Source organism: Brevibacillus sp. FW301-21C12A (assembly GCF_058788915.1).
Genome location: NZ_JBYTBG010000033.1, coordinates 40,402 through 52,061 on the forward strand (window position 1 = coordinate 40,402; position 11,660 = coordinate 52,061).

Sequence of the window (11,660 nt, forward strand, 5' to 3'; positions counted from 1 at the left end):
AAGTAAAGACTTTTTCAGTGGCCTCTTTTGCCGGGGGGTTCTTTTTTGCTTGCGGACGATTCAGTCATTTCCCGCTTGCTTGTTCACCGTATGCAGCAGTTGTCTTTTTGCCCGAATTTTTCGCACCAGGAGTCCTATCAACAAAATCGGGATCATCAGCAAAAACACGTACAAGGAGACATGACCGACCATGTTTTCCGCCATCCGCCCATAATAATAAAACAGGAAGCCGACGACGTAAAATTTGACAGCCCTTCCGATGGCCGCGTAGCCAATCAGCTTCCAGAGCGGGTAGTTCAGACAGCCGGACAAGATCGTAAACACTTTGAACGGGATCGGCGTAAACGAGCCGACAAAAATGGCGACTTCGCCCCGTTTTTGAAACATCTCCGTCGCCGAGTCAATCCATTCTTTTTTGAGCAGTTTGTACAGGACAGAGTGACCCAAGAGTTTGCCGAGATAGTAACCGACTGGTGTTCCAAGCAGACAGGCGATATATCCTGCCGTAGCAATCCATAAACCCGAGGATGGATCGATCAGGCTTAATGAAACCTGCAGAAAGAACACGGGAACGGGGAAGATGATGGCGTCTGCAAAAGAATGGATGACGACTCCCCAAATGCCGTATTCCATCAAAAAATCTAAAACGTTCTGAACCATTTCATTCTCCTTTGTCCATCTCTCAAAATCCGCCTGCTGCGGCGGAAAAAATGGGTAGAGTCATGTTGCGAACCGCCAATCAAGCTCGCGCCGGATTTTTACCTTTCTTCATTATAACCGCATCGCATGCAATACCGCCATCAACTGATTGATTCCTTTTTCAACCGCTTCTTCCTTGACGTTGGATACGTCTAGCTTCAATATATTTTCTCTGGGAATCTTGGAATAGCTTTTCAAATAAATCGTGCGGCCGAAGCGGTCGTAGGCGAACAGCGGGTCTGCCTTGCTGTCGTGCTCCAGATCCGCCATATGGTCGTCTTCCACGATGTAGACGTCGTATTGCTGCGCCAGCTCGGCAATCCGCTGTTTTTCTTTGCGGCTGTACGTCGTTCCGAGCGGGCTGTGGAAGCGCGGCATCGTGTAAAAAAATTTGATCTTTTCTGTACGAAACAGTCGTTCCAACTCGTCCAGATCAATCCCTTGCGCCGTTCGCCGGATGCCTTTTACCGGAAGCTTGTGTAACTGCACATATTCGATAAACAGGTGGTAGCTTGGCTGCTCGATCAGCACGGTTTCCCGGCCGTTCGGAAACGGGATCGTACACAAGATGGACAGCGCCTGCTGAACGCCTGCCGTGATGAACATGTTCGCAGGCTTGGCAAACACCTGATGGTTCGCGAGGTGCCTGGCGATCACGGGGATCAGCGTCGGCAAGCCTTTGGGAGTGCCGTACAGAAACAGATCGTTGCGGTACGTCTCAATCGCTTTATTGATACAGTGCTGGAAGTCGAGATAGGGAAACACGTCCGGATCAGGGGCAGAGGTGGCAAAGTCGATGATGTCTGTATCCTTTTGCTCGGCTTCCCGCTCTTATTTCACGACGTAAAAGCCGCTGCGGTCTACCGAGTAGATGAGGTGACGCTTTTCCAGTTCGTTCAAAGCCGAAATGACAGTGCTTTTGCTGCATTGATACCGGGCAGACAGCTCGCGGATGGAGGGCAGCTTGTCTCCGTCCTGGTAGGCGAGGCTTGCGAGATTGTGTATCGGTACAGATCGGCTTTTTTTGCATTGTAGCACGATTGGCGCCACATTACTATGAAAGCAAGAAGAACAGTTGCATATGCAACGATTGAGGAGAGATTTGTTTGAAAGATCAACCAAAAGCGATACTGGCTGCCCTGCTGAATGCCCTGATCGTCGGCCTGTCTTTTCTTTTCGTCAAAATGGCGCTCACGGCAGCAAGTCCGCTTGATACGATGGCGCACCGCTTTACGGTGGCGCTTGTCGCAGCTTCGATTCCGCTTGTGTGCGGCTGGATTCGGCTGTCGATCAAGCCGCGGGATATGTTGTCCATTCTGCCGCTTGCCTTGCTCTATCCGGCGCTCTTTTTCGGGCTGCAGACGTTCGGGCTGGTCTACACGACATCGTCGGAGGCGGGCATTATTACGGCGACAGTGCCGATCTTCACGATGATAATGGCCGCCTTGTTTCTGAAAGAGACGTCGACCTGGCTGCAAAAGCTGTCCACGCTCCTGTCTGTCGCGGGCGTCGTGTTCATTTTCGCGATGAAAGGAGCGGGGGTGGGGATGGGCGACAGCATCGGGACGGTTTTGATCCTGCTGTCGGCTCTTTCGCTGGCCGGGTATAGCGTGCTCGCCAAGAAGATGACAAAAGCCTTCCATTATATAGACGTAACGTATATGGTTTCGGTTATCGGTTTTGTGTCATTTAATGCGCTGGCTTTGATCCGGCACGGCTCGGAAGGAACGCTGTCCGCCTTTTTCGTGCCGTTCAGCCATTCGCCGTTCGTCATCGCAATCTTGTACTTGGGGGTGCTGTCTTCGTTGGTGACGTCGTTCATGACGAATTTTGCCCTCTCGAAAATGGAAGCGTCAAAAATGAGTGTATTCAACAACCTGTCTACGATCGTGACGATTGCGGCTGGCGCGCTTTTCCTGCAAGAACAGCTCGCCTACTACCACCTGCTCGGCGCTCTCATGATTATTTTGGGCGTAGTCGGGACCAATTTCCTAGGGAACAAACAGCGCGCAGCACAGGTTGGGCGCACGCCAAAATCGCCTTCGCTGTAGCGGGCAGCGGGCAGTCCGAACAGGCGACGGAGCAGAGAACATTGGTGCTGCTCCGTCTTGTTTTTGTTCGGTTTTGTCTGGAGGACGATCTGCAAAAAAAATCAGGGGCCAATGCGGGTGAAACTGTTTACAAAAACCAGCTAACACGATATAGTTACCTAGATTGCTATGAGTATAATGACATATGGTGAGATGACAGAATGAAAACGATTATTCATCTGGATTCAATTGAAAAAAGCTTTCACGGTTCCATCGTCGTCCCCTCTTTTTCTCTCTCCATTGAAGAAGGGGAGTTTTTGACGTTGCTCGGCCCGAGCGGCTGTGGCAAGACGACGCTTTTGCGGATGATTGCTGGATTTGAGGAGCCGACCTCCGGGGAGATTTTTCTCGACGAGAAGCCGCTCACCCATGTGCCTCCTTACCAACGGGACATGAACATGGTGTTCCAGCAATACGCCTTGTTTCCGCACATGACTGTCGAGCAAAACATTTTGTTCGGATTGAAAATGAAAAAGGTAAGTGCCAGTGAGCAAAAGAAGCGCCTGGAGGAAGTGTTGCAGTACGTGCAACTGACCGAGCTGAGAAAGCGCACGCCGAAGCAGCTCTCTGGCGGACAGCAGCAGCGGGTAGCGATCGCCCGGGCGATTATCAACAATCCGCGCGTCCTGTTGTTGGACGAGCCACTTGGCGCCTTGGACTACCAGTTGCGCAAAAGCTTGCAGTTGGAGCTGAAAAACCTGCAAAAAAACCTCGGGATCACGTTCATCTACGTCACCCATGACCAGGAAGAAGCGATGGCGATGTCAGACCGGATCGCGGTCATGAACAAGGGACGGATCGAGCAGATTGCTTCCCCGGCAGAGATTTACAACCATCCGCAAACGCTGTTTGTCGCTACGTTTATCGGCGAGAACAACATTTTCCGCGAAAACGGCACGAACACAGCGGTCCGTCCGGAAAAGATCAAGCTGTATCAGCCGCATACGGAGCCTGAGAAGCACAAGAAGCAGGGGACGATTACCGACGCGGTATTCCTCGGCAACCTGCGCAAAGTGTTTATCCGCCTGGACAGCCAGGACATGACGGTAATGGCGCATCAGTATGCGGGCGACGGCCTGGACTGGAAGGTGGGAGATCGGGTAGCTCTTGGTTGGGCGCAGACGGACGAGGTGATCCTGACTTGTTGAACAAAAAGCCGGTAAAACTGCTCGCGGCACCCGCCCTTTTGTGGATGGGTGTGCTTTTCGTCCTGCCCATGCTCCTGATTGCGCTGTTATCGTTTTTAAAAAGAGGCACATACGGGCAAGTTGTCTATGAGTTTACGCTGAACAATTACATTCGCATCCTGGACCCTTTGTACGGGCAAATTTTCGCGGACACGCTGGTGGTCGCCATCCTGACGACGTTTTTGTCGATCGTCTGCGGCTATCCGCTCGCGTACTACATCTCCCGGCTGGAAAAGTCTTCGCAGCAAATTTGGCTGCTCTTGGTGATGATTCCGTTCTGGATCAACTTCCTCGTCCGGTCCTACGCCTGGGTCATCATCCTGCGCTCGCAAGGCGTCGTCAATACGATTTTGCAGTCGCTGGGGCTTATCACGGAACCGTTGCCGCTGTTGTACAATTCCGGCTCGGTGCTGCTCGGCATGGTGTACACGCTTTTGCCGTTCATGGTGCTGCCGATTTACGTGTCGCTGGAGCAGATGGACCGCCGCAAGCTGGAAGCCGCTTACGACCTCGGGGCGACTCCGTGGAAAGCGTTCTGGCAAGTGACGTTGCCGATGACCAAAACAGGCGTCGTCACCGGATCAATTCTCGTGTTCGTCTCCTCCATCGGGATGTTCGTCGTCCCGGATGTGATGGGCGGAGCGAAGTCAGCCCTGATCGGAAACGTCATCCAGAACCAGTTTCTCTCGGCGCGTGACTGGCCGTTTGGCTCGGCGCTGTCCATCGTGCTGATGCTTCTGTCGATGCTTCTCATTCTTCTCTACTTCCGCGCGGTCAAAGCGGGCGAAGCGAAGGAGGGAGCAGCATGAAAACATGGCGCAGACATACGCTGACCGGCTACTCCTGGCTGATGCTCGTCTTTTTGTACTTGCCGATTGCCATTCTCGTGCTCTACTCGTTCAACGATTCGCGCATCAATGCGACGTGGAACGGATTCACCTGGAAGTGGTATGTATCGTTGTTTGACAACCGACAGGTGATGCAGGCCTTGATGAACAGCCTGTCGATCGGCGTCATCAGCAGCGTGCTGGCGACTGTTCTCGGCACGGCCGCATCGCTTGCGATCAAGCATTATTCCTTGCGCTGGCGCAACATCGTCAACGGGCTGATTTACTTGCCGATCGTCATTCCCGAGATCATGATGGGACTGGCCCTATTGGTTTTGTTCAGCCAAGCGCACATCGAGCTTGGCAAATGGACCCTGATTATGGCGCACGTGACGTTTTCCATGCCGTACGTGATGGTCATCATCTCCGCCCGCCTCGCCGATATGGGCAAGGAGCTGGAGGAGGCCGCACAAGATTTGGGCGCGACCCCGTGGGAGACGCTGCGCCATGTGACGCTGCCCTTGATTATGCCTGGGATCGTCGCCGGCTTTTTAATGTCGTTTACGCTATCGCTGGATGATTTCATTATTTCGTTCTTCGTGGCTGGTCCGAATTCGACCACCTTGCCGCTATACATTTACGGTTTGGTGAAGCGAGGCGTGTCGCCGGAAGTCAATGCGCTTTCGACGCTGCTGATCGTAAGCACAGTGCTTTTGGTCATCATCGCCGAGCTGTTCCGCCGCAAGGATTCCAAAAACGGTCAGATTCATTTTTAGTCGACCGAAAAAAACATCCCATACCGATTTGGAGGTTGAGAAGAAAAAATGAAACGTTTCAAGTCCATGATGATCGGCGCCCTGACCGCCGTCCTCGCGGTGACAGCAGTCGGCTGCTCATCGTCCGAGCAAGAACAGCAAGTATTGAACATCTACTCCTGGGCCGACAACTTCGACCTCGACGTCATTAAAGATTTTGAGCAGAAGTACAACGTCAAGGTCAACTACGACATCTACGGCAGCAACGAGGAAATGCTGGCGAAAATCCAGGCGGGCGCCTCGGGCTACGACCTGATCCAGCCGTCCGATTACATGGTCGCGACCATGATTCAGCTCGGCCTGTTGGAAGAGCTGAACAAAGAGAACATCCCGAACATGAAAAACATCGTGTCCACGTTCAAGACGCCTCCTTTTGACAAGGAGAACAAGTACTCGCTCGTCTACACGTGGGGCATTACCGGGATTGCCTATAACAAGAAGTACGTCAAAGAAACCCCGACAAGCTGGAGCGATCTGTGGAACGAAGCGTACAAAGGCCGCGTCATCATGCTGAACGACCCGCGTGAAGTCATGGGGATGGCTTTGATTAAAAACGGCTTTTCCAACAGCACAACAAACAAGGACGAGTTGGAAAAATCGTTCGCGGACCTGAAAAAAATGTTGCCGGGCGTCATGGCTTTTGATACGGACAACATCAAGCAAAAAATGATCGCGGAGGAAGCGTGGATCGGTACGGTCTGGTCTGGCGACGCTGCGATCATCAACGGCCAAAACCCGGATGTGGAGTACGTCATTCCAAAAGAGGGCGCAACGATCTGGGCGGACACGCTGGCGATTCCAAAAGGAGCCAAGCACAAAGACTTGGCCGAGAAGTTCATCAACTACCTGATGGACCCTGAGGTCAGCGTGAAAAACTACGAATCCATCGGCTACAGCAACCCGAACGAGCAAGCATACCCGCTGCACAGCGAAGAATACCGTTCCAACAAGATGATCTTCCTGGACAAAGCGGACATCGACCGCGCCGAGTGGCTGGTCGACGTCGGCGATACGCTGCAAGAATACGACCGCTACTGGACAGAGATGAAGAGCGGCAGGTAACAACGAAGACCGAGGCTGGGAGAAATCCCGTCTCGGTTTTTTTGTTTCTACTGTAAAGCAGCAAGCGGTTGCTTGCGAAAGCTCTGCTTGTGCAGCGTTGGTTGGACAAACAAGAAGCAGAGATGAGATAGTAGACGGAAGGAGAGGTGAAAAATATGGAAACTGGACAAGCAGTCGATTCAGGCTTTCTGGAAGCGAATGGAACGCGGTTTTACTACGAAATGGCTGGGGAAGGCGAGCCGCTTCTGTTGATTCACGGGTTCAATCTGGACAACAGGATGTGGGATGAGCAGGTAGCGGCTTTGGCGGAATCGTACAAGGTGATTCGTTTTGACCTCCGCGGCTTTGGCAAAACACCTGCGACGAATTTGCCTTTTACGCTATACGATGATGTACGTGCTGTATTGGCGGGATTGGGCATCGAAAAAGCACACGTGGCGGGTCTTTCCTTTGGGGGAATGGTAGCCCAGGAGTTTGCGCTTGTGTACCCGCAAATGGTGAAAAGTCTGGTTTTGATCTCGTCGGGGCTGTTTGGCCATTCGAGAAGCGAGCAGAGATTGCGGGATATGGAACAGTTTCATCAACTGCTGGAAGCCAAAAAGACAGAGGAAGCGCTGGAGCAGAATACCCGGATGTGGTTTGACGGACCTGGCTGTGCGGCGAATACCAAGCGGGCAAAAGCGCGTGAGCTGTTTGCAAGCATGAGTCGAAACGCCTTTTCTTTGCCTGCTTTTGGAGAAGGACTCGTGGGACTCACTCCCCCTCCAAAAGAGCGTCTGGGGGAAATCAAGGCCCCCACGCTGGTCATTGCGGGAGCACGCGATTACATCGACTTTTTGCAAATCGCTGACGAGCTGGCTGAGCGGATCGAGCGGGCTGAAAAGGTCATTTTGACAGATTCGGCCCACATCCCGCCGATGGACCAGCCAGAAGTGGTAAACGAGCTCATTCTGCGCTTCCTCAAGCAGCAAAGCGACGAGTAATGCATAGACGTGCAGCAAAAGAAGACACCACGCGGGAAAAACTACTCGTAGGTGTCTTTTTTTGCTGGTATATTCGGCTGCTTCAAAAAATCGTCACAGCAGATAGCCCGATGTAGCCATACAGATTCACAGACGATTTTGATAGGATTAGTGACGAAAAGGCGAAGGAAGTAGGTGATTGGCTGATGCACAGCATGAAGCGGCTATGGACCGTGCTTTCGCTGGCCTTTTTTCTTGTGCTTGCGATTGGAACCAATTCGGCCTATGCCCATGCAGGCATGATGGGCAGCACTCCGAAAGACGGCGAGGTGCTGCAGGCGAATCCGGGACAAATTTCCATGCGCTTTACCGAGACGCTGGAGCCGGATCTCGTCACCGTACGCCTGTTTGACTGGGACGGCAAGGAAATACAAATGCAGCGACCGACCTTGCAGCCGGGAGATGCTTCGCAGGTGAATGCGCAGTTGCCGGCGGATTTGGCGGAAGGGACGTACTCGGTGATCGTGGCGGTCGTATCCGAAGACGGCCATCCGGTTGAGGAGCGCCTGACCTTTTCCATCGGGCAAAAAAGCGCGGTCGTGGTGCCGCCCGGGGCAAAGCAGACGGATACGAATTATTTGATCGTCTATCGTTACCTTGCGCAAGGGATTATTTTGCTCGGCGGCGGTTTGTATCTGATTGCCGATCGAGGACAGCGCTACGGTTTGCCGACGCTTCGGGCGCTGATCGGGATTGGCAGGCAGATCGGCTGGGCGCTTGCGCTCGTGGGACTTGTTTTTCTCTGGTTTTTGTACGACGAATCGTTGACGGCCGTTTCCTTGACGCAAGCCCTGTGGCAGTTTGACAGCCATTTGCTCGCGCAGTCTCCGTTTGCCGTCATGCTGATCGTCTCCTTTCTGCTCCTGCTGCTATTGGCTATTCCGAACATGGTATCTGGCTGGTACGCGGGAATTTGGGTACTGCTGATTGGCGCGCAAGCTTTTGGCGGCCATGCCTGGGGGATTGCTCCTGTCTGGCTGTCGATCGTGCTGCGGCTGTTGCACGTCCTGACAGTGGCGCTATGGCTTGGCGCGCTCGTCTACCTGCTGCTGGTGGCAAAAGAAACAGAGCGGGGCAATGCGCCGTTCAAGGCCTTCTTCTTGCGCCTGGTTGCCGCGGCGGCCGTACTTGCCGTCGTGACGGGAGTGCTCATGCTGATCGTGCAGACCGATGTGGCGCTCATTTGGCAAAGCTCGCTTGCCTGGAGCTATTTGCTCTACGCCAAAATCGTCAGCGTCTGCATCATGCTCGCGCTCGCCTATCGGCAAACGAAGCGCTGGCGGGCGAACGGCAGTCTGCGCATGAAATGGCTGCGCTGGGAAATCATTTTCGGTATCGTCGCTGTGCTGGCAGGGCTTTGGATGAGCCAGACCAACTATCCGACTGACATGAATGACACGACAAACACACAAGCCGCAAAACAAACGGCGACAAACTAGGAGGGTTTTTTTGCATGAAGATGAAAAAATGGCTGAGCAGTGTATTGGTGGCAGGAGCAGTTTTGACGCTCGCGACTGCGGCGCAAGCGCACGTCAACGTCTATCCGAAAGAAACCACTACCGGCTCTTATGAAAAATATACCGTTCGCGTACCTGTGGAAAAGGACGTCAACACAGTAAAAGTGAGGCTGGAATTTCCGGCTGGAGTGAAAGTGAACACCGTACAGCCAGTTCCGGGCTGGAGCTACGAGTTTGAAAAAGACAAGGACGGCGTGAACACAGCACTCGTCTGGACCGCGACAGACGGCGGCATCAAGGCGCATGAGTTCATGGAGTTCGCTTTCGTGGGCGCGAACCCGAAAGAGGAAGGTGCACTCGCATGGAAAGCGTATCAGACTTACGCGGATGGCGAAGTAGTGGAGTGGACCGGAGACAAGGATTCCAAGACGCCTGCGTCCGTGACTACAGTGAAAGCGGGCGTTGGGGAAGCCGGACACGATCACGGGCACGACGCTGCTGCACCGGCGGCAAGCCCAGCCCAAGATCAGGCGGCGGCAAGTGCAGGCGGCAGCAACACATTGCCACTGGTGCTCTCCGGACTGGCGCTTCTGCTCTCCATTGTGAGCCTGTTTAGAAAAAAAGCGTAAAACCAAACGGCGGAAATGCCGTGCAGCTAGTCGATATGCTGCACGGCATTTTTCATTTTTTCTCTACCTATTTTTCCGGAATCACTTTATAATGAAGGCTAATTACTTTCGGAGGTGTTAAATAATGTCAATCACAATCAAATTGGCGCAAGCGAACACAAGAGTAGGAAAACAATACGAGTGGCAGTGTGGCACGTGCGGATTTTCTCCGCGATAACGAGCAGTAATCTAGCGGCATCACGGCTGGAAAGACGGAACGTGTCATCTGCCCAAAGAGGTGGAGACTGTTTCCATGGTTATGAATGCAACGCATGTATATATGACGAAACGATTTGCGACGTCGCTCGCCAACGCGACGATGTTTACGACCTACGCGCTCTACTACATTGCGGCGCTGGGACTGAATCCGTTTGAGCTTTTGCTGGTCGGCATGGTGCTGGAGCTGTCCGTGCTCTTGTTCGAGGGCGTGACGGGCGTGGTGGCGGATACGTACAGCCGCCGTCTGTCTGTCATTATCGGGATGTTTTTGCTGGGGACGGCTTTTGTTCTGCAAGGTATTTTGCCTGCCATTGATGGTGTTTTGCCGTTTGTCTCCGCGTTTATGTGGGTGTTGGTTGCCCAAGTGTTTTTCGGCGTGGGAGACACGTTCGTCAGCGGGGCCGATACGGCCTGGATTGCGGACGAGGTGGGGGAAGAAAAGCTCGGGAGCATCTTCATGCGGGCGAAGCGCTACTCTTTGCTGGCGAATATGCTCGGAATCGGGCTGAGCGTTTGGCTGTCCACGCTGGCTCCAAACTTGCCCTATCTGGTCGGGGGCTTGATCTATTTGGGGCTTGGCGTGTTTTTGATCCTGTTCATGCAGGAGACGGGCTTTACGCCCAGGGAGCGCGAGCGAGGCGCTTCCCACTGGCGGGAAATGGCCCAGACGTGGCTGTCTGGCGCACACGTCATTCGCAGGCAGCCGATCTTGCTGTTGATTTTGCTTGTGACGCTGTTTACGGGCGCAGCTTCCGAGGGATACGACCGCCTGCGGGAAGCGCACTTGATTTCCGAGATTGGCTTCCCGCAGCTTGCGGACATTTCGATGGCGATGTGGTTCGGCATCATTGCCGCCCTGTCGAGCCTGCTCGGGCTGTTCGCGGTCAGCTTTGCCGAGAAGCGGCTGGATGTCAACAACGGGCGTGTCGTCATTGTCGGCATGTTCGTTTTGACCGCGCTGAAAATTGCGGCGTTGATCTCCTTCGCCATGGCTCCTGATGCGCTGGCCGCCTTGCTGCTGATCGGAGCCATCGAGTCACTTATCAACCCGCTGTACGACACGTGGCTGAACCTGAACATCGAAAGCAGCGTGCGGGCGACCGTCCTGTCGATGATGAGCCAGTCCAACGCGTTTGGACAGACGGCAGGAGGACCAGCAGTCGGCTGGATCGGAAACCGCCTGTCGATCCGCGCATCCTTGCTGACGGCGGCGCTGCTACTGCTGCCAATCCTGGCGGTGTTCGGGCGGGTGCTGCGCAGGCGTTAACTGGCGCAAAGAGTTTCAGAGTAGTTCGCGCGATGTATATAAGCTTACGGTTCAAGGTTTAATATCCTTGGAGCCAAACGAACTGTGGGTAGATGTATATGTGGCAGAAAGCGCCCTATGGAACATAGGTAGCGCAAAAAAAGAGTTTGTTGGTGTTGGCCCTCATCTTTTTGCCATTGCGTGCAAAAAAAGTTTTGATTTAGGATTCGGTGGCTGGGTAGCATTTTTTGCAAAGACGAATCTCATTGAACATTACAGATTTTCCGAACAAGAAAGCCCGCTACGGTGCGATAGCACCCCCTTTAGGGGCGGGATGAGAGTGAGGTCAAATACGGAGTACCACGAAT

10 protein-coding genes and 2 pseudogenes are annotated in these 11,660 nt (G+C 53.5%); 10 read left to right on the forward strand and 2 right to left on the reverse strand.

Annotated elements, in window-relative coordinates; all coding sequences use genetic code 11:
* Positions 1-60: 60 nt before the first annotated feature.
* Positions 61-660, reverse strand: a complete 600-nt coding sequence (locus AC3WQH_RS18565) for a YqaA family protein (protein ID WP_005831539.1) — start codon at positions 658-660, stop codon at positions 61-63.
* Between the two features lie 216 nt (positions 661-876).
* Positions 877-1,737 (reverse strand): annotated as a pseudogene (locus AC3WQH_RS18570) (aminotransferase-like domain-containing protein); the annotation flags it as partial.
* A gap of 68 nt (positions 1,738-1,805) precedes the next feature.
* On the opposite strand from AC3WQH_RS18570, the gene AC3WQH_RS18575 reads away from it, so the two are divergent.
* The 10 genes and pseudogenes from AC3WQH_RS18575 to AC3WQH_RS18620 form a co-directional block, all read left to right on the forward strand.
* Complete coding sequence (locus AC3WQH_RS18575) at positions 1,806-2,750, forward strand: DMT family transporter (protein WP_026557808.1); 945 nt, start codon at positions 1,806-1,808, stop codon at positions 2,748-2,750.
* A gap of 200 nt (positions 2,751-2,950) precedes the next feature.
* Positions 2,951-3,937, forward strand: a complete 987-nt coding sequence (locus AC3WQH_RS18580) for an ABC transporter ATP-binding protein (protein ID WP_005831545.1) — start codon at positions 2,951-2,953, stop codon at positions 3,935-3,937.
* Between the two features lie 44 nt (positions 3,938-3,981).
* Positions 3,982-4,785, forward strand: a complete 804-nt coding sequence (locus tag AC3WQH_RS18585) for an ABC transporter permease (RefSeq protein ID WP_051998943.1) — start codon at positions 3,982-3,984, stop codon at positions 4,783-4,785.
* On the forward strand, positions 4,782-5,579 hold the full coding sequence (locus tag AC3WQH_RS18590; RefSeq protein WP_007785925.1) for an ABC transporter permease: 798 nt from the start codon (positions 4,782-4,784) through the stop codon (positions 5,577-5,579). Before AC3WQH_RS18585 ends, AC3WQH_RS18590 begins: the two co-directional genes overlap by 4 nt.
* Positions 5,580-5,627: 48 nt before the next feature.
* Positions 5,628-6,680 (forward strand): ABC transporter substrate-binding protein, encoded by a 1,053-nt coding sequence (locus tag AC3WQH_RS18595; RefSeq protein ID WP_005831550.1) that lies wholly within the window; start codon positions 5,628-5,630, stop codon positions 6,678-6,680.
* A 155-nt stretch (positions 6,681-6,835) separates the two neighbouring features.
* The gene (locus AC3WQH_RS18600; RefSeq protein ID WP_005831552.1) at positions 6,836-7,663 is read left to right on the forward strand and encodes an alpha/beta fold hydrolase; all 828 of its coding nucleotides are present in this window, start codon (positions 6,836-6,838) and stop codon (positions 7,661-7,663) included.
* A gap of 185 nt (positions 7,664-7,848) precedes the next feature.
* Entirely contained in the window at positions 7,849-9,141 is a 1,293-nt protein-coding gene (locus tag AC3WQH_RS18605) for a copper resistance CopC/CopD family protein (protein ID WP_035423063.1), read from the forward strand.
* A 14-nt stretch (positions 9,142-9,155) separates the two neighbouring features.
* A complete protein-coding gene (locus AC3WQH_RS18610; RefSeq protein WP_007785931.1) occupies positions 9,156-9,788 on the forward strand; it encodes a YcnI family copper-binding membrane protein in 633 nt (210 codons plus the stop codon).
* A 292-nt stretch (positions 9,789-10,080) separates the two neighbouring features.
* On the forward strand, positions 10,081-11,313 hold the full coding sequence (locus AC3WQH_RS18615; protein WP_310670669.1) for an MFS transporter: 1,233 nt from the start codon (positions 10,081-10,083) through the stop codon (positions 11,311-11,313).
* A gap of 67 nt (positions 11,314-11,380) precedes the next feature.
* A pseudogene (locus tag AC3WQH_RS18620) lies at positions 11,381-11,660 on the forward strand (hypothetical protein); the annotation flags it as partial.